This window comes from Aliarcobacter faecis, assembly GCF_013201705.1.
Taxonomy (GTDB): Bacteria; Campylobacterota; Campylobacteria; order Campylobacterales; family Arcobacteraceae; genus Aliarcobacter; species Aliarcobacter faecis.
Genome location: NZ_CP053837.1, coordinates 956,490 through 982,962 on the forward strand (window position 1 = coordinate 956,490; position 26,473 = coordinate 982,962).

25 protein-coding genes, 3 tRNA genes, 3 rRNA genes and 1 other RNA gene are annotated in these 26,473 nt (G+C 28.8%); 28 read left to right on the plus strand and 4 right to left on the minus strand.

Going from position 1 to position 26,473, the window contains the following annotated elements; genetic code table 11:
* Positions 1-43 precede the first annotated feature (43 nt).
* Both lolA and rnpB read left to right on the plus strand, forming a co-directional pair.
* Positions 44-571, plus strand: coding sequence for a LolA-like outer membrane lipoprotein chaperone (gene lolA / locus AFAEC_RS04820; protein WP_026805755.1), 528 nt, complete (start codon positions 44-46; stop codon positions 569-571).
* Between the two features lie 33 nt (positions 572-604).
* An RNA gene (gene rnpB / locus AFAEC_RS04825) (RNase P RNA component class A) lies at positions 605-927 on the plus strand.
* Here rnpB and AFAEC_RS04830 read toward each other — a convergent pair.
* Positions 917-1,552 carry an HAD family hydrolase gene (locus AFAEC_RS04830; protein WP_026805754.1) on the minus strand — a complete coding sequence of 212 codons (636 nt, stop codon included), beginning with the start codon at positions 1,550-1,552 and terminating at the stop codon, positions 917-919. The genes rnpB and AFAEC_RS04830 overlap by 11 nt on opposite strands.
* A gap of 292 nt (positions 1,553-1,844) precedes the next feature.
* On the opposite strand from AFAEC_RS04830, the gene AFAEC_RS04835 reads away from it, so the two are divergent.
* The 8 genes from AFAEC_RS04835 to AFAEC_RS04870 are packed head-to-tail and all read left to right on the plus strand — an operon-like array spanning position 1,845 to position 8,514.
* Positions 1,845-2,360: a hypothetical protein gene (locus AFAEC_RS04835; protein ID WP_026805753.1), complete on the plus strand. Its 516-nt coding sequence runs from the start codon at positions 1,845-1,847 to the stop codon at positions 2,358-2,360.
* Positions 2,360-3,070, plus strand: a complete 711-nt coding sequence (locus AFAEC_RS04840; RefSeq protein WP_026805752.1) for a sulfite exporter TauE/SafE family protein — start codon at positions 2,360-2,362, stop codon at positions 3,068-3,070. The genes AFAEC_RS04835 and AFAEC_RS04840 overlap by 1 nt, the downstream gene beginning before the upstream one ends.
* A gap of 31 nt (positions 3,071-3,101) precedes the next feature.
* Complete coding sequence (locus AFAEC_RS04845) at positions 3,102-3,272, plus strand: hypothetical protein (protein ID WP_154656342.1); 171 nt, start codon at positions 3,102-3,104, stop codon at positions 3,270-3,272.
* Between the two features lie 19 nt (positions 3,273-3,291).
* Complete coding sequence (locus AFAEC_RS04850) at positions 3,292-5,124, plus strand: TonB-dependent receptor plug domain-containing protein (protein ID WP_026805750.1); 1,833 nt, start codon at positions 3,292-3,294, stop codon at positions 5,122-5,124.
* A 1-nt stretch (position 5,125) separates the two neighbouring features.
* Positions 5,126-5,974, plus strand: a complete 849-nt coding sequence (locus AFAEC_RS04855; RefSeq protein ID WP_026805749.1) for an ABC transporter substrate-binding protein — start codon at positions 5,126-5,128, stop codon at positions 5,972-5,974.
* Positions 5,949-6,650 (plus strand): ATP-binding cassette domain-containing protein, encoded by a 702-nt coding sequence (locus tag AFAEC_RS04860; RefSeq protein ID WP_026805748.1) that lies wholly within the window; start codon positions 5,949-5,951, stop codon positions 6,648-6,650. Before AFAEC_RS04855 ends, AFAEC_RS04860 begins: the two co-directional genes overlap by 26 nt.
* Positions 6,647-7,603: a FecCD family ABC transporter permease gene (locus AFAEC_RS04865; RefSeq protein WP_026805747.1), complete on the plus strand. Its 957-nt coding sequence runs from the start codon at positions 6,647-6,649 to the stop codon at positions 7,601-7,603. Before AFAEC_RS04860 ends, AFAEC_RS04865 begins: the two co-directional genes overlap by 4 nt.
* A gap of 56 nt (positions 7,604-7,659) precedes the next feature.
* Positions 7,660-8,514 carry a hypothetical protein gene (locus tag AFAEC_RS04870; protein WP_026805746.1) on the plus strand — a complete coding sequence of 285 codons (855 nt, stop codon included), beginning with the start codon at positions 7,660-7,662 and terminating at the stop codon, positions 8,512-8,514.
* A gap of 8 nt (positions 8,515-8,522) precedes the next feature.
* Here AFAEC_RS04870 and AFAEC_RS04875 read toward each other — a convergent pair whose 3' ends face one another.
* Complete coding sequence (locus AFAEC_RS04875) at positions 8,523-9,800, minus strand: DEAD/DEAH box helicase (protein ID WP_323848059.1); 1,278 nt, start codon at positions 9,798-9,800, stop codon at positions 8,523-8,525.
* Between the two features lie 97 nt (positions 9,801-9,897).
* Between AFAEC_RS04875 and AFAEC_RS04880 the strand changes: the two genes are divergently transcribed.
* From AFAEC_RS04880 to AFAEC_RS04950, 15 genes are all read left to right on the plus strand, one after another.
* Positions 9,898-11,193, plus strand: coding sequence for a PAS domain-containing sensor histidine kinase (locus AFAEC_RS04880; protein ID WP_051487539.1), 1,296 nt, complete (start codon positions 9,898-9,900; stop codon positions 11,191-11,193).
* A complete protein-coding gene (locus AFAEC_RS04885) occupies positions 11,190-11,864 on the plus strand; it encodes a response regulator transcription factor (RefSeq protein WP_026805744.1) in 675 nt (224 codons plus the stop codon). Before AFAEC_RS04880 ends, AFAEC_RS04885 begins: the two co-directional genes overlap by 4 nt.
* Positions 11,865-12,044: 180 nt before the next feature.
* Positions 12,045-12,119 (plus strand) — tRNA-Asn (locus AFAEC_RS04890).
* A gap of 286 nt (positions 12,120-12,405) precedes the next feature.
* Positions 12,406-13,923 (plus strand): 16S ribosomal RNA (locus tag AFAEC_RS04895).
* 105 nt (positions 13,924-14,028) lie between these two features.
* Positions 14,029-14,105: transfer RNA gene (locus tag AFAEC_RS04900), tRNA-Ile, on the plus strand.
* Between the two features lie 25 nt (positions 14,106-14,130).
* Positions 14,131-14,206: transfer RNA gene (locus tag AFAEC_RS04905), tRNA-Ala, on the plus strand.
* 350 nt (positions 14,207-14,556) lie between these two features.
* Positions 14,557-17,469, plus strand: a 23S ribosomal RNA gene (locus tag AFAEC_RS04910).
* A gap of 202 nt (positions 17,470-17,671) precedes the next feature.
* A 5S ribosomal RNA gene (rrf, locus tag AFAEC_RS04915) occupies positions 17,672-17,787 on the plus strand.
* The 16S, 23S and 5S rRNA genes sit together here with 3 tRNA genes alongside, the layout of an rRNA operon.
* Positions 17,788-18,504: 717 nt before the next feature.
* The gene (locus AFAEC_RS04920) at positions 18,505-18,966 is read left to right on the plus strand and encodes a phosphoribosyltransferase (RefSeq protein WP_026805442.1); all 462 of its coding nucleotides are present in this window, start codon (positions 18,505-18,507) and stop codon (positions 18,964-18,966) included.
* Entirely contained in the window at positions 18,963-19,349 is a 387-nt protein-coding gene (locus tag AFAEC_RS04925) for a DUF423 domain-containing protein (protein WP_026805443.1), read from the plus strand. The genes AFAEC_RS04920 and AFAEC_RS04925 overlap by 4 nt, the downstream gene beginning before the upstream one ends.
* A gap of 13 nt (positions 19,350-19,362) precedes the next feature.
* Positions 19,363-19,863, plus strand: coding sequence for a YajQ family cyclic di-GMP-binding protein (locus AFAEC_RS04930; RefSeq protein WP_026805444.1), 501 nt, complete (start codon positions 19,363-19,365; stop codon positions 19,861-19,863).
* Positions 19,863-20,519: a response regulator transcription factor gene (locus AFAEC_RS04935; protein WP_026805445.1), complete on the plus strand. Its 657-nt coding sequence runs from the start codon at positions 19,863-19,865 to the stop codon at positions 20,517-20,519. Before AFAEC_RS04930 ends, AFAEC_RS04935 begins: the two co-directional genes overlap by 1 nt.
* Positions 20,512-21,678 carry a sensor histidine kinase gene (locus AFAEC_RS04940; protein WP_026805446.1) on the plus strand — a complete coding sequence of 389 codons (1,167 nt, stop codon included), beginning with the start codon at positions 20,512-20,514 and terminating at the stop codon, positions 21,676-21,678. Before AFAEC_RS04935 ends, AFAEC_RS04940 begins: the two co-directional genes overlap by 8 nt.
* Before the next feature lie 59 nt (positions 21,679-21,737).
* Positions 21,738-22,319 (plus strand): NUDIX domain-containing protein, encoded by a 582-nt coding sequence (locus AFAEC_RS04945; RefSeq protein ID WP_026805447.1) that lies wholly within the window; start codon positions 21,738-21,740, stop codon positions 22,317-22,319.
* A gap of 1 nt (position 22,320) precedes the next feature.
* Positions 22,321-22,779, plus strand: coding sequence for a cytochrome c family protein (locus tag AFAEC_RS04950; RefSeq protein ID WP_026805448.1), 459 nt, complete (start codon positions 22,321-22,323; stop codon positions 22,777-22,779).
* Here the strand turns inward: AFAEC_RS04950 and AFAEC_RS04955 are convergent, their stop codons facing one another.
* On the minus strand, positions 22,780-23,784 hold the full coding sequence (locus AFAEC_RS04955; RefSeq protein WP_026805449.1) for a phospholipase A: 1,005 nt from the start codon (positions 23,782-23,784) through the stop codon (positions 22,780-22,782).
* A gap of 113 nt (positions 23,785-23,897) precedes the next feature.
* Between AFAEC_RS04955 and rpe the strand changes: the two genes are divergently transcribed.
* The 3 genes from rpe to AFAEC_RS04970 are packed head-to-tail and all read left to right on the plus strand — an operon-like array spanning position 23,898 to position 25,934.
* Positions 23,898-24,539 (plus strand): ribulose-phosphate 3-epimerase, encoded by a 642-nt coding sequence (gene rpe, locus AFAEC_RS04960; RefSeq protein WP_026805450.1) that lies wholly within the window; start codon positions 23,898-23,900, stop codon positions 24,537-24,539.
* Between the two features lie 2 nt (positions 24,540-24,541).
* On the plus strand, positions 24,542-25,135 hold the full coding sequence (locus AFAEC_RS04965; protein WP_026805451.1) for a phosphoribosylanthranilate isomerase: 594 nt from the start codon (positions 24,542-24,544) through the stop codon (positions 25,133-25,135).
* On the plus strand, positions 25,122-25,934 hold the full coding sequence (locus tag AFAEC_RS04970) for a 3'-5' exonuclease (protein WP_026805452.1): 813 nt from the start codon (positions 25,122-25,124) through the stop codon (positions 25,932-25,934). The genes AFAEC_RS04965 and AFAEC_RS04970 overlap by 14 nt, the downstream gene beginning before the upstream one ends.
* On the opposite strand, the gene AFAEC_RS04975 is transcribed toward AFAEC_RS04970, so the two are convergent.
* Positions 25,923-26,432 (minus strand): SixA phosphatase family protein, encoded by a 510-nt coding sequence (locus tag AFAEC_RS04975; RefSeq protein ID WP_026805453.1) that lies wholly within the window; start codon positions 26,430-26,432, stop codon positions 25,923-25,925. The two genes, AFAEC_RS04970 and AFAEC_RS04975, sit on opposite strands and share 12 nt — an antisense overlap.
* Positions 26,433-26,473: the final 41 nt, after the last annotated feature.

Below are 26,473 nucleotides of genomic sequence, written 5' to 3' on the forward strand. Positions count from 1 at the left end.
TTTCGTTATAATGAGGAAGATTATATAGAAAAAAAGGTTAAAAATGTTTTATAGAGTTTTTTTTATTTTAGGTTTTTTTACATTATCTTTTTTAAATGCGAATGATATTAAAAATTTGGATAGTTTTTTTGGAAATTTTAAACAGACAATTACTTCTGATTCAAAAAGTGTTATTGAGTATAATGGAAAAGTTTTTATTAAAAAAAGTGGAAAAATTTTGTGGCAATATGAGACACCAATTAAGAAAAATGTATATATAGATAATAGTATGGCAATAGTTGATGAACCAGAATTAGAACAAGCAATTTTTACAAAACTTGATAATGAGATAAATATTATAAAGCTTCTAAATGAAGCAAAAAAAGTTGATAATGAAAATTATATTTCAACAATAAATGGAATAAAATATAGTATAAAAGTAAGTGGTGATAAAATCTCAAAAATAGCATATAAAGATGAATTAGATAATCTTGTGGCAATTAACTTTTTAAATATTGTTCAAAATGGTGATATTTCTGATGAAATTTTTAAATTTATAATTCCTAGTAATTATGATGTGATTAGAAAGTAGAATTACTTTAAGTAAAAATAGCTATAATTTGAATAGGTAAACAAGACAATAACTTGAAATTTTCAAGAGGAAAGTCCGGGCTGCTGTGAAGTATGGTTCCATTTAAATAATGGCTAGAGTAATCTAAGGGATAGTGCAACAGAGAGTAGACAGCCAATTTATTGGTGATGGTGAAACGGTAAGGTAAGAGCTTACCAGCAAAAAAAGTAACTTTTTTGGCTTTGTAAACCCAACCTGCAGCAAGAAGATCTGGTATTTACTTCACATTTTTTGGTCTTCGCAAGAGTGTTAAAGTAATTTAACACCTAGATAAATTATTGTCCTTGACAAAACGCGGCTTATTGTTTACCTACTATAAAATTTTTCAATAATCTTTTTTTCAAGTTCTTCAACACTATTTAATGCTCCTTTTTCATTGTCATAGTTTGAGAATCCCCAATTTACTAAAATACCGTCTATTCCAGCATTAAAAGCAGCTATAGTATCTTTTGTTGAATCACCTACAAGTTGAGCATTCTCTTTTTTTATACTATATTTATCTAGTAAAACATTAACCATATCTGGGTTTGGTTTTGGTTTTTCTACATCATTATAACCTAAGATAGAAGAGAAATATTTATCTATTTCTAAATGATTTAACATTTTTCTTGCATAATTTGAGTTTGCATTTGTAGCAATACAAAATTTAAAATCACTTTTGAAGTTATCTAAAAGTTTTTTTATACCATCATAAATGTGTAAATCAACTAAACAATTTTTACTATAATAGTCTTCAAATAGCTCTTGAATTTGTGGCGTAAAAACTTTTTCATTATAAAAAAATTCTGCACTATTTATATTTATATCATTTATATTTTCTAAAATAAAATCTTTTTCTAAACTTTCTAATCCTAAATTTTCTCTTACATAATTAACTGTATTTGCTATTGCAAATCCACTATTTATAACAGTTCCATCCATATCAAAAATAATCATATTCATAAAAAATTGCCTTTTAAATTAAGTTTTGTATTATATAGTTTTAAAATTAGTAAAAATTTAATTAAAATAGGACAAATTTTATCTTATTTTAATATTAGGAGTATTATAATTGCATTCATAGGATATTTGTATTAAATCCTCCTACTACTAAATACAATTTTTAATAGTATCCTATACTTTTTTTGAAATGAATTTATTATATAGGCTTTACAGTTTTTCCCTCTGTAAAGCCTTTTTTTATGCCAAAAAAGATACAATCTACCTTTATTTCAAATATATATTTTGGAGATTTATGAAAAAACTTTTACAAATTTTAACAGTAATTTTAATAGTTGCAATAGTTGTAATAATATTTTTATCTATGGCAAAAGAACAAAAAATGGTAGTTATAAAAGAGGGAAATATTTCTCAAATTCCATTAGAGGTAGTTTTAGGTAAGTATCAAGATAGTGATTGTGGTATGGTTATAAATGATTTAACTTTTGCTTCTCAAGTTGTATCAAATGATGGAAAAACTTGGTTTTTTCATGATCATGGGGGAATGGCTAATTGGTTAAATCAAAAAGATGAAAAATTTAAAAATAATATTAAAATTTTTGTTATGACAAAAGATAGTAAAAAATATATTGAGGCAAAAAATGCTTTTTTTAGTACAAATGAAGAGACCCCAATGAGATATGGTTTTGGAGCATATGAACAAAGTAATGAAAATTTTATTAGTTTTGATGAAGTTCTTTTAAGAGTTTTAAGAAAAGAGATTTTATCAAACCCAAATTTTAAAGAACATAACCATAGTGAGCATAAATAGTGGAAACTATTAGCTTAATCTCTATTATAACTATTGCACTTCTTGGCTCTTTTGGACATTGTATTGGAATGTGTGGTGGTATTGTTGTTGCTTATACAAGTACAAAAATAAAAAGTGAATATTCAAAAACTACTCAAAGTTTTGCACATCTTTTATACTCCTTGGGAAGAGTTACAACTTATACTATTTTAGGAGCTATTTTTGGTTTTGTTGGAGGAGTTGTAACTTTTTCAAATACTACAAGTGGAATTTTTTTATTAATAACAGGTCTTTTAATGGTAATTGTAGGTTTTTCTCTTTTAGGGAAAATTAAATTTTTAACTATTTTAGAACATAGTTGTTCAAAATCACCACTTTATCAAAAAACTTTCAAAAATCTTTTAACATCAAACTCTTTATTTAGTTTTTATCTTTTAGGTATGTTAAATGGACTTTTACCTTGTGGTTTTGTATATGTTTTTGCAATTACAGCAGCTAGTACAGGAAGTGCTTTTTGGGGTGCTATTGTTATGTTTATTTTTGGACTTAGCACAATTCCAGCACTATTTTTCTTGGGTTTTTTTATAGGAATATTCAAACAATCAAATTTAAGAGATATATTTATAAAAATTGCTTCTATTTTAGTAATCATTTTTGGAGTATATATAGCTTATAAAGGTTATATGTATATTAGTGATCCAAATATGTCAATACTAAATTGTCATATATAAGTAAAAAATCAAATTTTGTAAAGGAGAGGAAATGAAAAGATATTTTAGCTTTTTTGGTATTTTAATGGCAAGTTCAAATGCTGTATTAAATAAGTTTTACTCAAAACAGAAAAACTATTTAGAAAAATTACCAAGTATAAGAAATAGCTTACAAAGAACAGAGCTAAAGCCAATAAAACAATATTCAACAAATAATTTATAAATAAAACTTAGGAAGAGAAATGAAAAAAAATATAACTACAAGCTTAGTTGCTGGACTTTTATTAGCAACAAATCTTTACTCAAATGAAACTACAAATTTAAATGAAATTGTAATTACAAGTGCTACAAAATCACAACAAAAACTAAAAGATATTACATCTAGTGTTGATGTTATAACTTCTGAAGATATAGAATCTCGAAAGTTTAAAACTGTAGCTGAAGCTTTACAAACTCTTGCAGGGGTTCAAGTTTCACCAAGTGGTGGAATAGGGCAACAAACTTCGGTTTTTTTAAGAGGAATGGATTCAAATAAAACTTTAGTTTTAATTGATGGTATAAGATATAATGATCCAAGTGGAAATGGTGCTAATTTTGAACATTTGATGATAAATGATATTGAAAGAATTGAGGTAATAAAAGGTGCTCAAAGTAGTATTTGGGGAGCAGATGCTAGTGCTGGAGTTATAAATATCATCACAAAATCGGCTCAAAAAGGAACTAGTGGAAGTGCAAGTTTTGAGTATGGAAGATATGATAGTAAAATTGCAAAAGCAAATATTTCACATAAAACAGATGATTTTGATGCGAAATTAGGAGTTGTAAGAGTTGATACAAGTGGATTTTCTGCTATGTCACCAAAAAGTAGTAAAGCTAAAGATTATGAAAAAGATGGCTATGAAAATACAACTATAAATACAAAGTTAGGTTATAACTTTGATGAAAATAATAGAATTTCAACTTCTTATGAGTTTATAGATTCAAAAGTTGATATTGACGGATATGACACTTTTTATAATCCAGACCCAAATAATACAGATACAGCTAAAACAAAAACTCATTTAGCAAATGTAACTTATGAAAATAGAAATGATATTGCTCTTTCAAAAGTATATACGAATTATACAGATATTAAAAGAGAATATACAGATGGTACTTCTAAGTATAAAGGAAGTATTAATGAGTATGGTGTAAATACAAATATTGATTATTTAAATAGTACTTCAAATTTAGTTTTAGGGGCTGATTATAAAAAGTTTGAAAATAAAGCAAATATAGATAAAGAGTACAATAATAAAGCTATTTTTATATCAAATACAAATAAATTTTTTGATGATAAAACAATTATAACTGAAGCTTTAAGATATGATAAATATAGTGATTTCGACAATAAAACAACAGGAAAAATTGGTTTAAAGCAATATATAGTTGATGATTTGAATATTAGTACAAACTATGGAACTGGATATAATATTCCAAGTACTTTTCAATTGTATGATGCTTCTAGTGGTAATATAAATTTAAAACCTGAAAAAACAAAAACTTATGATGTTGGAGTTGAATATAAAGGTTTCTCTGTAACTTATTTTAATACAAAAATTGAGGATTTAATTAATTGGATATGGACTGGACCAGGTTCTTATGATGGAATGAATCAAAATGTAGAAGGTAAAAGTAGATTTAAAGGTGTTGAAGTTGCTTATAAAAACTCAATTATAGATGACATCTTCTTAAATCTAAATTACACTAGACTTAGTGCAAAAAATAAAGATGAACAAGAGTTTGGAAGAAGACCAAATGATAAAGTTGGTTTTGGAGTTGATTATTATGGTTTAAAAGATTTCCACTTTAATATAAATGGTGAATATATTGGAGAAAGATATGATTTTAACAATAAGCAAGGTGCAAAAACTGGAAACTACACAATTTGGAATACTTTAGTTGATTATGATATAAATAAAAACTTCTCAACTTATGTAAAACTTGATAATATTTTAAATAAAGATTACCAAATAGTTGATGGTTATGCAACAAGTCAAAGAGCAGCATTTGTTGGATTAAAGGCTAGTTTCTAAGATGAAAAAACTTCTATATTTTCTACTCTTTTTTAATTTTTCTTTTTTAAATATTTTAGGAGCAAATGAGAGGATTATCACTTTAAGCCCAGCAATAAATGAGATAGTTTTTGCTTTGGGTTTAGGGGGAAAAGTTGTAGCAAATACAGATTTTTGCGATTATCCAGATATTTCAAAAAGTGTACAAAAAGTAGGGGGGTATGGAAGTGTTAGTTTGGAAAAAGTCGTAAAACTAAATCCAAATGTATTAATAAATCAAAGTTATGATAAAAAACTAAATTCTGATTTAGAAAAATTGGGCTTTAAAACTTTGGTTTATAAAAGTGATAATATCGAAGATATAAAATATACAATAAAGGATTTAGGAGATATTTTTCAAAAAACACAAGAAGCAAAAAGATTAAATGATGAAATAGATAGTAGTCTAAAATCACTTGAAAATATTATTAAAAATCAAAAGATTTTAATAGTAATTAGCCCTCAAAACACTCTATCAAATCAGATTTTTGTAGCAGGAAATTTTGTATATTTTGAGGATGTTATTAAAAAAAGCCAAAATAAAAATGCTTATCAAAGTAGCATAAAATCTCAACCAGTAATAAATAGTGAAAAAATAATCACTTTAAATCCTGATATTATTGTGCTTTTAGCCCCATTTTTAGAAAATGATAAAATAACTCAAGAAAAATATATAAAAATGTGGGAAAAACTGCCAGTTAGTGCAAGTAAAGAGAAAAATATTTATATAATTGATAAATTATATTCTGGTATTCCAAGTCATAGAGTTAAAAATTTTATAGATGATTTTAGAGGTATTTTAGAAGATGTTAGAGCTAAAAAACTACAATAATTTTATTTTAAAAGATATATCTTTTATTTTAAATCAAGGTGAGAACCTGCTTATTTTAGGGGAAAATGGTGCAGGAAAATCTACTTTAGCAAAAGTTTTATCAAATCTTTTGTCATCTTCAAACCTATTTTTTGAAAATCAAAATGTAAAAAATATAAAAGCTTTAGATAGAGCAAAGTTTATAAACTATATTCCTAGTATTTTTTCGATTTTTGATGAATATATGACAGTTTTTGAGTATTTAAAGTTATCTATTATAGAAGAAAAAAATATAAAAGAACTAGAAGATATTATTTTTTTATTAAAACTTGAAAATCTTAAATTAAGCTCTTGTTCGGTTTTGAGTTCAGGTGAACAGCAGATATTGCTTCTTGCAAGTGCAATTTTACACAGTGCAAAAATTACAATTTTTGATGAATTAACAGCAAATTTGGATTTAAATAGAGTAAAAGATGTTTTTAATATTTTAAAATCTGATTTATTAAAACAAAAAATTATAATTACTCATAACCTTGATTTTGCCTATGCTTTAAAAGATTTTAAAGTGCTATTTTTAGAAAAAGGCTCTTTGAAATTTTTTGGTTCGCATAAAGATTTTTTTACTCAAGAAAATTTAGATAGATTTTATGGAAAAAGTATAAAGCTTTTAAACTCTCATTTGGTACTAGATTTATGAAAATTTTTTTATATCTATTTTCTATTCTTTTAATATTTTTTGCTCCATTTGTAGGAGAGATTTTAATAAATTTTAAAGAGATTTTCTTTTTAGATGATAGTTTAAGTATGGTATTTTGGGATTTAAGAGTTCCTAGAGTTATTTTAGCTTTTTTTGTTGGCTCAATTTTGGCTTTAAGTGGATTAGTTTTTCAAATAGTTTTTAAAAATGAGTTAATTACTCCTTATACTTTAGGAATTGCAAGTGGAACAACTCTTTTTTCTGCTATTTCAATAGTTTTTTTACCATTTATACCTCTATTTTTTTCTAGTATTTTTGGTTCACTAGTTACAATTCTAATTTTGTTTATAATTTCAAGAAAATTAAACTCTAAAAGACTTATAAACTCTACAAACTCAATACTTCTAATAGGAATTGCTTTATCATATTTTTATAGTTCAGCTTTAATGCTTGTATTTTTTATAAGCAACTTACAAGAGAATTATTCAATTGTAAGATTTACCTTAGGTAGCCTTGATACTGTAGGATTTATTCCAACTTTTATAGTTGGAATTACTTCTATTTGTCTTATAATTTTTATTTATAAAATGAAAAATGGTATAAATTTACTTCTTATTTCAAATGATACTGCTTTTTTAAAAGGTTTGAATGTAAATAAAATAATCCTAATACTTCTAATTTTTATAACAATTTGTGTAGGTATTTGTATTAGTTTCACTGGACCAATTGGTTTTGTAGGACTTGTAATTCCTCATATTGTAAAACTAATCTATAAACAAAGTGCAACAAAACTATTTTTCCCAACACTCTTTTTTGGTGGAGTCTTTTTGGTGTTTTGTGATTTGATTTCTAGGGTTTTGCCAACAGCTTCAGCTCTTCCAATAGGAGTAGTTACTGCTTTTATTGGGGCTCCTTTTTTTGTGTATTTGCTCATAAAAAAGAGTAAAAGTTAGTTTGAGATTTATCTTTCTTATAATATAATCCCAAAAAATATTGGAAATCATAAAAAATGAGTGTATTAATTCTTAGTTTAATATCATCCTTACTAGTTGGATTTTATATAAAATATCTAAAAATCAAGACAAAACGAAGCCTTTTTGTCTTGGTTTTTGCAAATTATGTAATGGCTAGTTTTCTTAGCTATTATCTTTTTAATTTATCAATTTCAACTATAAATTTTGCAATTTTTGATTATAAATTAGTGATTTGTGTTGCTATTTTACTTCCAACAATTTTTTATTTTTTACACAAATCTTTAGAGATTTCTGGACTTGCAAAAACAGATATTTTTCAAAGATTATCGTTGATTATTCCTATAATTTTTAGCTTTTTTATATTTAATGAGAATTTTACATATATAAAAGCTTTTGTTATTTTTTTAACTTTTCTTAGTATTTTTTTGATTTTAGGAAAAAAATCAAATAATAAATCAACAAATTTTTTATACTTAATAGCTGTATTTTTAGGATATGGGATTATTGATACTTTATTTAAGTTAATTGCGACAAATAAAGATATAAACTTTGTAGAGTTACTTTTTGTAATTTTTGTTTTATCTTCATTTATTTCACTTTTATATATTTTGATTTTAAAAGGAAAAATAGAGATAAAATATCTGTTATTTGGACTTTTATTGGGAGTTCTAAATTTTTCAAATATCTATTTTTATATCAAAGCACATAAAATATTTGCACAAACTCCAACTTTAGTATTTATTACTATGAATTTGGGAGTAATAGTTGGTGGAGTAATAATTGGTAAATGTTATTTTAAAGAAAATCTTTCAAAATGGTCTATTTATGGAGTTATTCTAGCTATTGTTTGTATACTCTTATTAGCTTTAATTCAGTTAAAAATAATTTAAAAAGAGGTTTAACCTCTTTTTGTGATTTTTCTTTTTTTGTTTGTTTTAGTAGATTTTGAAGATTTTGTTTTATCTTCAATTTGTCTTTTTTTAGAGTTGATTTTTTTCTCTTTTAAAGATTTTGGCTTTGATTGTTTTACTCTTGGTTTTTTTTCTGTTGTCTCAAAACCTTTTAACTCAACTCTTGGAATTTTAAGTATTAATTCTTTTTCAATTTCAGCCATTATTTTATAATCTTTTACACTTAAAAGTGTAATGGCAACTCCATCATTTCCTGCTCTTGCTGTTCTTCCAACTCTATGTGTGAAGTCATTTACAGTTTCAGGTAGAGCAAAATTTATAACACAAGGAAGATTTTCTATATCAATTCCCCTTGCCGCAATATCTGTACAAACTAAAACTCTTAATTCTTTTTCTTTGAATTTTCTTAAAGCTAAAGCCCTACTACTTTGTCTTATATCTCCATGAATACAAGAGGCTTTTAAGTCATCAAGATTTAGATTTTCTACCAAACTATCAGCTTGGGCCTTTTTATTTACAAAAACCAAAGTTTGAGCTATATTTTTGGATCCAATCAAATATGATAAAAGTTCAGCTTTTTTTTCTTCATCTACAAGAACTATTTGATGTTCAATATTTTCAACATGCTCTCTTTGGTTTGTAACTTCAATTACAACAGGGTTATTTAAAAACTCTTTTGCAAGTTTTTTAACCGTTGAGTTTATTGTTGCACTAAACATTGAAATTTGTCTATTTTTTCCTATATTTGGTAGGATTTTTTCAACTTCTTCTAAAAATCCCATATCAAGCATAGTATCAAGCTCATCAATAACAACTTTTTCTACACTAGAAAGGTTTATAGTATTATTTTTTATATGCTCAAGTAATCTTCCTGTTGTTGCAACAGCTATATCAACTCCATTTGTTAATTTTTTTTCTTGTTCTTTACTTGAAATTCCACCAAAAATAGCAACTCTTTTTATATCTAAATATTTTGAGTAATCATCAATTGCATTTACTAATTGTTTTGCCAATTCTCTTGTTGGAACTAAGATTAAGGCTCTTAAAACACTATTTTCATCTTTTTTTTCTATTAAATTTTCTAAAATAGGGAGCAAAAATGCACAACTTTTCCCAGTTCCGCTTTTTGCAACGCCTATAATATCTCTATTTTTTAAAGCTATTGGAATAGCTTTTTCTTGAATAGGAGTTGGAGTTTTATACCCTAAATCATCAATTGCTTTTAAAATATTTTCGTTTAGTTTTAAATTATGAAAAGTTTTTATACGAAATCCTTTGGTTTAAATAAGATTTTATTGTATCAAATTTGAAATTAGATTTGAATTTTAATATAATGACAAAAATTTTATAAGAAAGTTTATTATGCAAGAAGAATTTTTAAAATCAACTATATTATTTTATATATTTTTTGGAATAGTTATAATTTTTATTTATTGGATAATTAAATTAAGAGATGAGACAAAGAAAAAACAAGATTTTCAAAGAGAACTTGAATTAAGTGAAGAGAAATATAGAGAACTTTTTGATATTGCTCCTGTTTTATTAAATGCTTTTGATGAAAATGGAAAAGTTGTATTATGGAATAAAGAGTGTGAAAAGGTTTTTGGTTGGACTTTAGAAGAACTCCAAAAATATGAAAATCCAATTTCTTTATTTTATACAAATGAAGAAATACAAAAAGAGTTACTTGCTTCAAAAATGGAAAAAAATGAGTATAAAGTATTGTATCCAAGAAGAAAAGATGGAAAAATTTTAGTTCTTAAATGGACAAATATTACTCTTCCAAATGGAGATATTATTCATATAGGGCATGATATTACAGAGCAAATAGAAAATGAAGGTTTATTAAAACAAAATGGTTTAACTTTAAGATTTGCAAAAAATAGATTAGAAGAATTAAATAATAGTTTAGAAAAAAGGATTAAAAAAGAGATAGAAAAAAGTACAAAACAACAAGCTCTATTAATGCAACAAAGTAAATTAGTACAAATGGGAGAGATGATACAAAATATTGCTCATCAATGGAGACAACCACTCTCACAAATAAATTCAACTTTGATGCTTTTAGATGCTTATTTAAATGAAAAAAATTGTATGGATGAAAAGATAGAAAAAGGAATATCTCAAATAGAAGATGTTACAAGCTATTTATCTCATACTATAGATGATTTTCAAAACTTTTTTAATCCAAATAAACAAAGAACTCTTTTTAAAATATCAGATGCTATACAAAGAGCATTAAATATTGTACAAGGACATATAAATTTAAAAAATATTGAGATTGTAAATAATATATCAAGTGAATTAGAAATTTATGGACAAAGAGAAGAGTTACAACAAGTTTTATTAGTATTAATAAATAACGCAATAGATGCTTTTGATATGAATAATATAGTAAACTCTAAAATTATTTTTGATATGATTTCTAAAAATAATGAAGTAATAATTATAGTTGAAGATAATGCATTAGGAATAGATGAAAAAATTATTGAAAGAATTTTTGATCCATATTTTACTACAAAATATAAGTCGAAAGGAACAGGAGTCGGGCTTTATTTAGCAAAAATGATTTTACAAAATAGTTTAAATGGAGATTTGAGTGTTGAAAATGGAAAAGAGGGTGCAAAATTTAAAATAAAATTAGGGGTTAAAGAATGAATAAATATACATATAATGTTTTAGTAGTGGAAGATGAAAATCAAGCCAGAGAGAATTTTGTCTCATATTTATCAATGTTTTATGAAAATGTTTTTGAATCAAATGATGGAGAAGAAGCTTTGGAAATATATCGAACAAAAAAAGTTGATATTATTTTGCTTGATATAAATATACCAAAGATTAGTGGTTTAGAAGTAGCTAGGCAAATTAGAGAGAAAGATTTAATGACAAAAATAATAGTTTTAACAGCTCATAGTGAAAAATCTTTTTTACTTGAAGCCATGGGACTTAAACTTACAAAATATTTACTTAAACCTGTAAATAGAAAAGATTTAAAGGAGGCTTTTGAATTAGCCATTAGTGAGTTGAAGAAATTTGAAGTTATTTTAAATGAAGAGATAATATTAAGAGAGTTTTATAGTTACTCTTTTTCTACAAAAATTCTAAAATTTAAAAATCAAGAGATAAATTTAACACAAAAAGAACAATTACTATTTGAATATTTAGTTAAAAATAGAAATAAAATTTGTCTATATGATGAACTTTTAGTTTATACAGATATATCTACTTTAGATGGATTAAAAAATCTTATAAAAAGGCTTAGAAATAAGTTTGAAGATGTTTTAATTTTAAATATCTCTGGTATTGGCTATAAAATAAATTTAAATTGAGATAAAATAGGAACTCTAATATTATTGATAATTTTTTACTCTAAGGTAGTCAAATATATTAAAATTATCGAAAAATATAAATTTAAGCTAAATTTAATAATAAACCCCTTGACAATAGGATAAAAATTTACTATAATTCCCGTCCAATTTGACCAGAGGGTTAAAGAGGATAGAAAAAATTCCGGCATAGCTCAGCGGTAGAGTAGATGACTGTTAATCATTTGGTCCCTGGTTCGATCCCAGGTGCCGGAGCCATTTAAATTTTATTAAAAATTACGATCTTTAAAAGGATAAGTAAGTTTGTAAAGAAGAAGTGAAGTAATCTTTGTAAACCGAATATGTTAAACTTGATATTCAAAAAAAATAAAAAAGAACAAGAAGTAAATTCTTGTCTATAAATTTGAGTGATAATTTTGTAACTAACAATAAATTGAGAAATTTAGAGTAATTATAAAATATGTCAGTTTCAAACACTATAAAAAGATAAAAGATATTTAATTTTTATGTATATAAATACATACTTTAAATATAGAATAAAAAATTTATGGAGAGTTTGATCCTGGCTCAGAGTGAACGCTGGCGGCGTGCTTAACACATGCAAGTCGAACGAGAACGGGCTATAGCTTGCTATAGTTGTCAGCTAAGTGGCGCACGGGTGAGTAATGTATAGGTAATGTGCCTCTTACTAAGGGATAACAAATGGAAACGTTTGCTAATACCTTATACTCCTTATTAACATAAGTTAATAAGGGAAAGATTTATCGGTAAGAGATTGGCCTGTATTGTATCAGTTAGTTGGTGGGGTAATGGCCTACCAAGACAATGACACATAACTGGTTTGAGAGGATGATCAGTCACACTGGAACTGAGACACGGTCCAGACTCCTACGGGAGGCAGCAGTGGGGAATATTGCACAATGGACGAAAGTCTGATGCAGCAACGCCGCGTGGAGGATGACACATTTCGGTGCGTAAACTCCTTTTATATAAGAAGATAATGACGGTATTATATGAATAAGCACCGGCTAACTCCGTGCCAGCAGCCGCGGTAATACGGGGGGTGCAAGCGTTACTCGGAATCACTGGGCGTAAAGAGCATGTAGGCGGATTGATAAGTTTGAAGTGAAATCCTATAGCTTAACTATAGAACTGCTTTGAAAACTGTTAATCTAGAATGTGGGAGAGGTAGATGGAATTTCTGGTGTAGGGGTAAAATCCGTAGAGATCAGAAGGAATACCGATTGCGAAGGCGATCTACTGGAACATTATTGACGCTGAGATGCGAAAGCGTGGGGAGCAAACAGGATTAGATACCCTGGTAGTCCACGCCCTAAACGATGTACACTAGTTGTTGTGAGACTAGATCTTGCAGTAATGCAGTTAACACATTAAGTGTACCGCCTGGGGAGTACGGTCGCAAGATTAAAACTCAAAGGAATAGACGGGGACCCGCACAAGCGGTGGAGCATGTGGTTTAATTCGACGATACACGAAGAACCTTACCTGGACTTGACATAGTAAGAATGATTTAGAGATAGATTAGTGTCTGCTTGCAGAAACTTGCATACAGGTGCTGCACGGCTGTCGTCAGCTCGTGTCGTGAGATGTTGGGTTAAGTCCCGCAACGAGCGCAACCCTCGTCCTTAGTTGCTAACAGTTCGGCTGAGAACTCTAAGGAGACTGCCTACGCAAGTAGGAGGAAGGTGAGGATGACGTCAAGTCATCATGGCCCTTACGTCCAGGGCTACACACGTGCTACAATGGGGTATACAAAGAGCGGCAATACAGTGATGTGGAGCAAATCTTATAAAATACCTCCCAGTTCGGATTGTAGTCTGCAACTCGACTACATGAAGTTGGAATCGCTAGTAATCGTAGATCAGCTATGCTACGGTGAATACGTTCCCGGGTCTTGTACTCACCGCCCGTCACACCATGGGAGTTGAACTCATTCGAAGCGGGGATGCTAAAATAGCTACCTTCCACAGTGGATTCAGCGACTGGGGTGAAGTCGTAACAAGGTAACCGTAGGAGAACCTGCGGTTGGATCACCTCCTTTCAGAGAATAGAATTAAGATTTGTTTCTTAATGATTCAAAAGAGAAAAAAAGAAAATCAAGATAATATATTCGGTTTATAAAGATTATTTGATAAATAGGTGAAATGGGCCTATAGCTCAGCTGGCTAGAGCGCTCGACTGATAATCGTGAGGTCTCAGGTTCAAGTCCTGATAGGCCCACCATTAAATAATCTTAAAAGATTAGAGTGGGGAATTAGCTCAGCTGGGAGAGCGCCTGCTTTGCACGCAGGAGGTCAGCGGTTCGATCCCGCTATTCTCCACCACTAAAGAGAGATTTAATATAAGTTTTATAGAGATATAAGATTTATATTAGAGCTTTAAATAGAAGTTTCTAAAGATATTTAAAAATATAATGTTAAAGTCTTTTAATTTTTTTCGTAAGGTTAAATAGAAATATTTAATTTTAAAACAAAAAAATTTCATATCTAAAATTTAATAGAGATATTAAATTAACTATAGATAACACAACTAGATTATTAGAGTATATAGAGATATATATGTTTAATAAGATAGTAGCCAAAGAATATTATCAAATTTATAAATATAAGAAATTATATTTATAGGCAAGAAAAAAGGAACCTGAATAAAATCGTAAGATTTTTTTAGGCTCCGTATATAAGCTATTAAGGGCTAATGGTGGATGCCTAGACTGTAAGAGGCGAAGAAAGACGTATTAGGCTGCGATAAGCCACGGGGAGCTGCCAAAGAGCTTTGATCCGTGGATTTCTGAATGGGGCAACCCAATATAATGAGAATTATATTACCCTACGGGGAGCAAACCTAGTGAAGTGAAACATCTCAGTAGCTAGAGGAAGAGAAATCAAAAGAGATTCCGTAAGTAGCGGCGAGCGAACGCGGATTAGGACAAACCCAATGCTTGCATTGGGGGTTGTAGGACCATGATATAAGATTAAAGAGGATAGATGAAATACTTGGAAAAGTGTAGCATAGAAGGTGAAACTCCTGTAATTAAAATTCTCAATAACTTTAATGGTATCCTGAGTAGGTCGGAACACGTGATATTTTGACTGAAGCTGGGGGGACCACCCTCCAATCCTAAATACTACTTACAGATCGATAGTGAACAAGTACCGTGAGGGAAAGGTGAAAAGTACTGCAGCGAGCAGAGTGAAATAGAACCTGAAACCATTAGCTTACAATCATTCAGAGCCCTATGATTTATCAGGGTGATGGACTGCCTTTTGCATAATGAGCCTGCGAGTTGTGGTGTCTGGCAAGGTTAAGCCAAGTGCGAAGCCGTAGCGAAAGCGAGTCTTAATAGGGCGACATAGTCAGATGCTGCAGACCCGAAACGAAGTGATCTATCCATGAGCAGGTTGAAGCTGGTGTAAGAGCCAGTGGAGGACCGAACCCGCTGACGTTGAAAAGTCTTGGGATGACTTGTGGATAGGGGTGAAAGGCCAATCAAACTTCGTGATAGCTGGTTCTCTCCGAAATATATTTAGGTATAGCCTTGTGTTGTAGCATATAGGGGTAGAGCACTGAATGGGCTAGGGCTGCTTACCGCGGTACCAAACCCTATCAAACTATGAATACTATATGTGGAATCACAGGAGTCAGGCGGTGGGTGATAAAATCCGTCGTCGAGAGGGGAACAACCCAGACTAACAGCTAAGGTCCCTAAGTTACATCTAAGTGGAAAACGATGTGGAGTTACTGTGACAACCAGGAGGTTGGCTTAGAAGCAGCCATCCTTTAAAGAAAGCGTAACAGCTCACTGGTCTAGTGATTCTGCGCGGAAAATATAACGGGGCTAAGATGTACACCGAAGCTTTAGATTCAATTTTAATTGAGTGGTAGGAGAGCGTTCTATTCAGCGTTGAAGGTATACCGGTAAGGAGTGCTGGAGCGGATAGAAGTGAGCATGCAGGCATGAGTAGCGTTAAAAGGGGTGAGAATCCCCTTCGCCGAAAACCCAAGGTTTCCTACGCGATGCTCGTCATCGTAGGGTTAGTCGGGTCCTAAGTCGAGTCCGAAAGGGGTAGACGATGGCAAATTGGTTAATATTCCAATACCAACATATAAGCGCGATGTGGGGACGCATAGAGTTAATCGAGGTCACGGATGGAAGTGTGGCTCGAAGGATGTAGGTTGTTAAGTAGGCAAATCCGCTTAACGTTAGACCGAGATCTTACAGGCTCTTGACACTCTTCGGAGGAGATGGAGAATCGATGATACTGTCGTGCCAAGAAAAGCCACTAAGTATATTATATGTTGCCCGTACCGTAAACCGACACAGGTGGGTGGGATGAGTATTCTAAGGCGCGTGGAAGAACCCTCTTTAAGGAACTCTGCAAACTAGCACCGTATCTTCGGTATAAGGTGTGCCTACTTTGGTATATGAACTTGCTTCAAAAAGCTAAAGAGGTTGCAACAAAGAGTCCCTCCCGACTGTTTACCAAAAACACAGCACTTTGCTAACACGTAAGTGGATGTATAAGGTGTGACGCCTGCCCGGTGCTCGAAGGTTAATTGATGATGTCAGCTCACGCGAAGCATTTGATCGAAGCCCGAGTAAACGGCGGCCGTAACTATAACGGTCCTAAGGTAGCGAAATTCCTTGTCAGTTAAATACTGACCTGCATGAATGGCGTAACGAGATGGGAGCTGTCTCAAAGAGGGATCCAGTGAAATTGTAGTGGAGGTGAAAATTCCTCCTACCCGCGGAAAGACGGAAAGACCCCGTGCACCTTTACTACAGCTTGACACTGTAGCTTGGATATTCATGTGCAGGATAGGTGGGAGGCTATGATGACTAGACGCCAGTAGAGTCGGAGCCATCCTTGAGATACCACCCTTGAATATTTGAGTTACTAACTGCGAAGAGTTATCCTCTTTCAGGACAATGTCTGGTGGGTAGTTTGACTGGGGCGGTCGCCTCCTAAATAGTAACGGAGGCTTACAAAGGTTAGTTCAAAGCGGTTGGAAATCGCTTGTTGAGTATAATGGCATAAACTAGCTTGACTGTGAGACCAACAAGTCGAACAGAGACGAAAGTCGGTCATAGTGATCCGGTGGTTCTGCGTGGAAGGGCCATCGCTCAAAGGATAAAAGGTACGCCGGGGATAACAGGCTGATCTCCCCCAAGAGCTCACATCGACGGGGAGGTTTGGCACCTCGATGTCGGCTCATCGCATCCTGGGGCTGTAGTCGGTCCCAAGGGTATGGCTGTTCGCCATTTAAAGCGGTACGCGAGCTGGGTTCAGAACGTCGTGAGACAGTTCGGTCCCTATCTTCCGTGGGCGTAGGAAAGTTGAAGAGATTTGTCCCTAGTACGAGAGGACCGGGATGAACCAACCACTGGTGTACCAATTGTTCTGCCAAGAGCATCGTTGGGTAGCCACGTTGGGATGTGATAAGAGCTGAAAGCATCTAAGCTCGAAGCCAACTCTAAGATGAACTTTCCCTGAAGTTCCCAGCAAGACTAGCTGGTTGATAGGCTGGGTGTGTAATGGGTGTAAGCCCTTTAGCTGACCAGTACTAATAGAACGTTTGGCTTATTTTAATCATTTCTTTGGTTTACTATCTTATTAAGCATATTTTACTTATGTTTAATTTGTTGATTTATATGTAGTTATACAAATATGAAAGCATAAAGACTTTAGCATTAGATTCTCAAATATCACAATTTGAGTAGAAAGAGTTAATCCTTTTAGAATTACAATATTCTTTAAGCATTTATACTTTAACTTTTTTTACTCAAATTTGTTGGTGGTTAAAGAGAAGTGGAAATACCCAGTACCATTCCGAACCTGGCAGTCAAGCACTTCATCGCCGATAATACTGCAGGGTCCCCTTGTGGAAACGTAGGTCGCCGCCAGCTCTTTTGAGTTTTTACATACACACAAAAGCTTAGCTCTTTATACTATTATCAGTATATCGTGCTAAGCTTTTTTTACCTACTCCCCTCTCATTCCCTTTCCTTATTTTATTGTTGTTTTTCTCTTTAGTCTGTATTTGCTTTACTTGCCTACTTGTTTCCCCTTTTTTAGCTTTTCAACTTCTTTTATTCTTATCATAACTATTCTTCTCGATCCCTTTATTCTTATGTTTTTAACTTTATTTTTTAGGTTTCTTTTTTCTCTTTTTATATTTTTCTTTTCTTATTTTACATATTATTTAGATTCTCCCATCTTTATTTGGACTTATAAAATCTAAAAAACTATATCTTCTTTTTGAGTTATTAATACATTTCATATATTTTATCTACCTAAATTACTATCTATTCCTTTTTTACTGTAATAGCTATTTTAGTTTCTTATCCTTTTTAGCCACCTCTTTTATTCTTATTTATTTTTCATTTTATTCTTTTATAAATCTTTTATCCCTTTGCGTTAATAGCTTTAATACATTTATTAATTCTTATAAAGTTGAGTTAAATTGAATTTGCTTTTTTATATATTCTTTTATTAAACTTTTATCCCTTCTTATATATCTATTTTAGTCTTTTATATCTTAAAAGCTTTTCCCCCCTCAATTTAACCTATTTGTAGTAAAAGCTTTTGTATAATTAATTTTTAAAATAATTAAGGAATATTTATTGAATAAACTATATTATAGTTATGAAATGTTTAAAAATGATACTTTAAAATTAACCTCTTTATCTAAAGGTTTTAAAGAAGATGCAATTTTAGGTATAGCTAGAGGTGGATTAACTTTATCCCATTTTATGTCACAAGTACTTAATCAAAGAAATCTTTTTACAATAAACACAATCTCTTATGATAGAAAAATACAAAAAGATAGTGTTGAAATTTTTAATATTCCAAATTTGGATGGATTGAAAAAGGTTTTAATAGTTGATGATATTATTGATAGTGGAAAAACATTACAAGAAGTTTTAAAGCTTTTAAAAGAGAAATATCCAAAAGTTGAGTTTAAAATAGCAACTCTTTTTTATAAAGATAAGTCTTTAGTAAAACCAGATTTTAGTATAAATAAAACAGATATTTGGATAGAATTTTTTTGGGAAGTGGATTTAGATATAAAGGATAAATTTTGATAATAGATAATAAAGCTAAGAATTTCTTATCACTTGCTACTTTATTTATGGCAACTGCTATAATGTTAGGGGCTTTTGGGGCTCATGGGCTTAAAAAAATACTTGAACCTGAGATGTTAAAGATATTTCATACAGGTGTAGAGTATCAATTTTATAATACTTTTGGGCTATTTTTTGCAACATTGATTTATATATTGAAAAAAGAGTCAAAAAAAATAAAAGTAAGTCTATATTTAATTGTAATTGGAACTTTAATATTTAGTGTCTCACTATATTTACTTACAATATTAAATATGCCAGTTTTAGGAGCAATTACTCCAATTGGTGGAACTTTACAAATTATTGCTTATTTGTTATTATGTTTTGGAATTTTAAAAGATTAAGGAGAAAGTTATTATGGCAGTAAAAGAACATTCATTGGATATTTCAGCAAAACTTGATATGCAAGAGATGAAAAATGCAGTAATTCAAGCACAAAAAGAGATTGAAAATAGATATGATTTTAAAGGTATTACAAAAGATATTGATCTGAATATTGGGGCTAAAAGTATAACCCTAGTTAGTGCAAGTGATAATAAAATTGATGCAATGCTTGATATTATGATTTCAAAAATGAATAAAAGAGGAATAAGTATAAATTCACTAGAAGAGGTAAAAAAAGAGGATAGTAGTGGAGGAAATAGAAAATATACTTATAAAATAATTGATAGTATTGAAAAAAATGAAGCAAAAAGAATTCAAACAGAGATAAAAAACTTAAAACTAAAAGTAAGTGCAGTAAATCAAGGTGATACTATAAGAATAACTGGAAAAAATATTGATGATTTACAAATAATAATGAAACATTTACGAACTTTGGATTTAAAAGCACCATTAGTATTTGATAATTTTAAATAATGAAACTTCTACTTCTTGAAGATGATATTGCTTTAAGTGATATTTTAAATGATTTTTTAAGTGATAATGGCTTTAATGTAACTTTATGTGAAAATGGTCAAGATGCTTTAGAAAATCTTATAGAAAATAGATTTGATTTAGCAATTTTAGATATTAATACTCCAAGTTTATCAGGACTTGAAGTATTAATAGAACTCCGAAATAGATATAAAAATAATATTCCAATTATCATAATAACTGCATATCAAGATATAAATAACTTAAAAAAAGCATTTGAAAATAGGGCTGATGATTATATTAGAAAACCTTTTGACCTTGAAGAGTTAAATATTAGAATTTCTAAATTAAAAAGAGAATTTTTACTTCAAGAAGATAGTGTTATTTTAGATAATACTCTTATTTTTAAACCAGAGCTTTCTCAAATAATCAAAGATGGTAAGATAATACATATTGCACAAAAAGAGAGAGATATTTTAAGATATTTTATAAACCATAAAGGGCGAGTTATTTCAAATGAAGAGTTGTTTTCAAATATTTGGACTTATGATGAAGTTCCTAGTGATGCTACAATTAGAGTATATATAAAGAGTTTAAGAGAAATAATTGGAAAGAATAGAATAGTTACAATAAGAGGGGTCGGTTATAAATTTGAATAAAGAAGAGAAAAAAGCTCTTTTTGGGTTTTTAGCTATTTATATAATTTCTACTATTTTTTTATTAAGTATAATTTTATATATTTATTATACAAATGAGATTAAATCTTTGAAAAATAGTTGTAGTATGGAACTTTATAACTCTTCCATGCAGATAAAGAGTGGAATTGTTGATAAATATATGAAAAATGAAAAATTTAATCCTTCAAAATTAGAAAATATAGATGTAAAATATGCATTATTTGATAAGGATAAGAATATTGTTTTTTCATATTTAGATGAAGAATTTAATATAGATTTTTCTAAAAAAAGTTTTTCAAACTTAAAATATAACTATTTTATAACAACTATAAATGAAGATGAAATAGGAATAAAATATATAGTTATGGAGAGTTGTCAAGAGTATAATAACATTAAAAATTTAAAATATATTATTTTTATAGTTCTATTTTTATCAATTATATTTATAGCCTTTGTTGGTTATTTATTATCTTTAATACTTTTAAAACCTATAAAAAAAAGAGTTTTGGATATGGACAAATTTATAAAAGATTCAGCACATGAGTTAAATACTCCAATAACAGTTCTTTTAAGTTCTGTTTCTATGTTAAAGAGTGGAAAAAATAGTGATAAAATGATGAAATATATTTTAAGTAGTTCAAAACAAATTTCACAAATATATAATGATATTCAATTTGCAACTTTTAATGAGTTTAAAAATAACCATATTGTAGAGTTTGATTTAAAAGATTTATTGATTGAAAGTATAGATTTTTTTGCTGATATTGCAATTTTAAAGAATATAGAGATAACTCAAAGTCTTAGTAGTTGTATTGTAAAAATGGATAGAACAAAAGCTCAAAGAGTTGTAAATAATATTATTTCAAATGCCATAAAATATAGTAAAAAAGAGTCTAAAATAAATATTTTTTTGCAAAATTCTATTTTAATAGTTGAGGATTTTGGTATAGGTATAAAAGAAGAAGATGTAAAAGAGATTTTTGAACGATATAAGAGGGGTGAAAATAGTGAAGGTGGTTTTGGAATAGGGCTTGATATTGTTAAAAGTATTTCTCAAGAGTATGGTTTGACTTTAAATTTAGAGTCAAAAAAAGATGTTGGAAGTAAGTTTTTTGTGGATTTTTCAAATGTTTGTAAATAGCTTGAAAAAATTACCTTAATAAACTTTTTGTTAGAATATAGAAAAATATAAGAAAATAGATGATAAATATAATAGAAAATTTAGAAATTTGTGAATTAAAAGAGACAAATTATATAAAACCAATAAAGGTTAAATTTACTCAAAATGGTGTTAGAAAAACTTGGGAAGCTGTAAGAAGTCATGATAGTGTATCAATTTTGCTTTATCATACACAAAAAAAAGCTTTTTTACTTGTAAAACAGTTTAGAATACCTGTTTATTTAAATGATGAAAATATTAAATTTACCTTTGAACTTTGTGCAGGGCTTGTTGATAAAGATAAAACTATTGAAGAGATAGCTATTGAAGAGATTGATGAAGAGTGTGGATATAAGGTTGATTTACAAGATCTAAAAAAAATCACATCATTTTTTACAAATGTTGGAATTAGTGGAGCAAAACAGTATTTGTTTTTTGCTACTATTGATGAAAGCCAAAAAATTCATAGTGGTGGTGGAGTAAATGATGAGCAAATTGAGTTGTTTTTTCTTGATACAAATAGTGTTGATGAGTTTATTTTTGATGAGACAAAGGCAAAGACGCCAGGATTAATTTTCTCTCTTTATTGGTTTTTAAAAAATAGAGATAATTTAGGTTTGTAACATGAAAAAATATTTTATAATTTTAATAATATCTCTAAGTTTATTTGCTGAAGAAAATATAAATCCAGAAGAACTAGATATAAATAACTCATTTATTACTAAATATGAGTATGGAAAAATGTTATTTAATAATCCAAGAGGAATTGGTTGTAATAATTGTCATGGTGATGATGCTAGAGGGAAAAAAATAGTTGAATTTAAACATATAATAAATGAACATACAACAAATAATAAAAAAGAGTTTAATTGTAGTTTGGTTGCCCCTGATATAAAATATGTTGAATATGATATCTTTTCAAAAAAAATAAACTCTAAAAAGAATGAAAATTTAAAATTTGAAAAAGAGCAGGTTTGTGATAAGCTTATTTATCAAGCAAATGTTATGCCTACATATTTTTTGGTTGAAGATGAGATAGAGGCTATTTATTACTATATTCAAAATATGAAAACTAAAAAATAGTTATCTTGAAAAAGCAACACCTATTCCTACATTTGTAAGCTCTCTATCATAATCAATTAAACTTTGTCCATATCCATGAAAAATTTGAAAAAGCCCATAACTATTTTTTGATGCCATAAATTCTGGAAGGGGGAAAGTCCAGTTAAATTCAGCAGCACCTTTATTTGTTTTATCAAATCTTAGGTTATTTCTTAAAAGTAATTCAAAAGTGTGTTGTTTATAGGCATATAAAAAATTTAAGTCACCATATCCATAATATCTAGTAAAATGAGGATTATCATCATCTTTACTTGATTCAGGAATTCTGTACCAAACTCTAGGAACTACAAAGAGATTTGCTAATTGAAAATAACCTTCTAAATATACTCTATTTAATGATCTACTTAACTCATCTTTTTTACCATTTGAAGAGTGCATAAATGAAGCTTTTAGAAGTTTAAAATGGTCATTGTCTTTAACAGGCATTTGAATAAAGATTTCAGGTTCATAATTTGTCTCTCTAAATGGAGATGAGTGTTTTGTAGTTTGCCAAAATGATTTTTGAGTATATCCTATACTAACTGTTTCATCTAGTCCTAAAAAATTCTCAGCTAAAGGTTTTTCTATACTTATTTGAAAAGAGGTTTCTAAATTATGTCTATCTTCTATATTATTAAATGTATAAGTTGTTGGAAGAATATAGTTTTTTTTGTAAGGATATATTCCAAAATCTTTTGTTACAAGTTGTTCTAAATTCTTTTCTGTTTCATTATCATCAACATTATCTATATGTCTTTCAAAAAATGCTCTTTTTAAATTAGTTTCTTTTCCTTTTTCTTGTGAAGTTTTATTTATTTCATTTAAATATTTTTCTTCTTTATTGTTATTTATAGTTGCAGCTTTTTTGTATAAAAGCATAGCTTCTTTAAAATTACCTTCATTCTCTAATTTTTGGGCTTCAAGAAGTATTTGTTCAGTTGAAGCAAAGCAAAAAGTACAAGCTAAAATTGATAAAAATTTTTTCATTTATAAAATAGTTCCATAAAATTTTTTGTCAATCTTATCTAAAAATTGGTTTATACTTTATAAAAGCCTCAAAGTGATATACTTTTGCCTGATTTTTATAAAAAAGGTAAGAAATGTTAGTTGCTCCATCTATTTTATCGGCTGATTTTGGGAATTTAGAAAGAGATATAAAAGCTATTTGTGATGCTGGTTGTGATTTGGTCCATGTTGATGTTATGGATGGTCATTTTGTACCAAATCTTACTATTGGACCAGTTGTTGTTGAACCTGTAAGTAAGGCTAGTACAAAACCACTTGATATTCATTTGATGGTAGAAAATAACAACTTTTTTGTTGATTTATTTGCTCCTCTTAAACCTAAATATTTATCTTTTCATTTAGAGAGTGAAAAACATCCTCATAGACTTATTCAAAAAATTAGAAGTTTAGAAATATCTCCAGCAATTACACTAAACCCACATACAAAAGTTGAAGATATAGAGTATTTACTACAAGATTTAGATATGGTTTTATTGATGTCTGTAAACCCTGGATTTGGTGGGCAGAAATTTATTCCAACAGTTATTGAAAGAGTGAAAAAATTAAAAGAGCTTATAAATAAAAGAAATCCAAACTGTTTAATTGAAGTTGATGGTGGAGTGAGTGATAAAAATATAAAAGAGTTAAAAGATGCAGGAGTTGATATTGTTGTTGCAGGTAGTTATGTTTTTGGAAGTGGCGATTATAAAAAAGCAATAGATAGTTTAAAGGTTTAATTTTGAGAGTAAAAATTTGTGGAATTACAAATTTACAAGATGCACTAGATGCTGTAAATGCCGGTGCAAGTGCTTTAGGATTTGTTTTTTATAAACCATCTCCTAGATATATAAACCCTATTGAAGCTTTAAAAATAGTTGAAAATTTACCACCCTTTGTACAAACTGTAGCTCTTTTTGTAAATGAAACAACAGAGTTTATAAATGAAATTTGTCAAAAAACAAAAATGCAATTGGCTCAGATAATTGATGATGAAAATATAGTTGATTTTTCTAAATTGAATATAAAATATTTAAAAGTATTAAGAGTAAAAAATAAAGAGAGTTTAGAAAATTTAAAAGATGAATACTATTTGATAGACGCTTTTGTAGAGGAGTTTGGTGGAGCTGGAAAAAGAGTAGCTTTGGAGTGGTTTAATGATATGGATTGCTATAAGTATATTCTTGCAGGTGGATTAAGTTGTGAAAATTTAAAAGAGTTAAAGGGATATGGTTTTTTTGGAGTTGATGTAAGTAGTGCAGTTGAGAAAGAAAAAGGTAAAAAAGATAAGCAAAAAATGATAGATTTTGTGAAAGTAGCTCATGAAATCGCCTAAAAGAAGATATGTATTAAAACCTAAACCAACATTTTTAGATATTTTAAGAAGATTAAAAAAAGAGCCTATAGAGTTTAATGAATTTTTAAAGCTTTTAGAACAAATTAGTGATAAATTTTATGAAAATAGTGAATTGGAGTTTGAACTACTTTTGATAAATGGTTTGCCCTTAGATATTAAAAATAATTTTGTATATTTAAAGACAACACAAAATATTTTAAGTGAGCAAGGATTTTGTTTTGTTGATATAGAAACTAATGGTGGAAGTCCTAAAAAAGGTTATCAGATTATAGAATTGGGAGCTGTAAAATATAAAAATGGGCAAATAATTGATAAATTTGACTCTTTAGTTTTTGCAAAAGAGATACCACCATATATTCAAGAAGTTACAAATATAACTTTAAAAATGTTAGAAACGGCTCCAAGACTTGAAAAAGTTCTAAAAGATTTTAAAGAGTTTTTAGGTGATGATGTTTTTGTGGCTCATGATATAAAATTTGATTATACCTTTGTCTCTGATAGCTTTGAAAAATATAATTTAGGAAAACTTTTAAATAGAAAAATCTGTACTATTGATTTAGCAAGAAGAACAATTCCCTCTTCTAAATATGGACTTAGTACATTAAAAGAGCTTTTAAATATAGATGTTGAAAATCATCATAGAGCATATTATGATGCTCTTACTACAAAAATTATTTTTGAAAATTGTCTAAAAAATATTGATTTAGAAAAGATAAAATCTACTGAAGATTTAATAGCTTTTTCAAAATCAAATAATATTATAAAATCAAATATCTAATATTTTAGGATATTTAAAGAACTCTAATTTCCCACTATTTTCTTCTATTTCACTCCATAGATTAATATCAAAATTTATTTTTAAAATACCGCTTGTTGAGATATTTTCTTTAAAGTTACCTATTAAATAGTTAGTTAAATCATTTAAACCAGGGTTGTGTCCAAAGAGAAAAACTATATTCTTATTTTCATTTATATTTTTAATAACTTTTAAAAGATTAGTATATGGTGCTTCATAAATTGATTCTTCAAAAATTATATTATCATCTTTTGATTTTTCTAAATCAAACTCTTTTAAAAAAAAGTCTAGTGTTAATTTTGTTCTTTTTGAAGGAGATGAGATAATTAAATCAGGACTATTTACTATCATTTTTCTTAAAAATTTTGCCATTTTGGGTGCATCATTTTTGCCTCTTTTATTTAGTGGTCTATCAAAATCATTTAAAGAGGTATCTTTCCAAGAAGATTTTGCATGTCTAATTAAAACTAATTCTTTCATATTATAAAGTATCCTTATTTTTAAATATAATAAAAACTTAT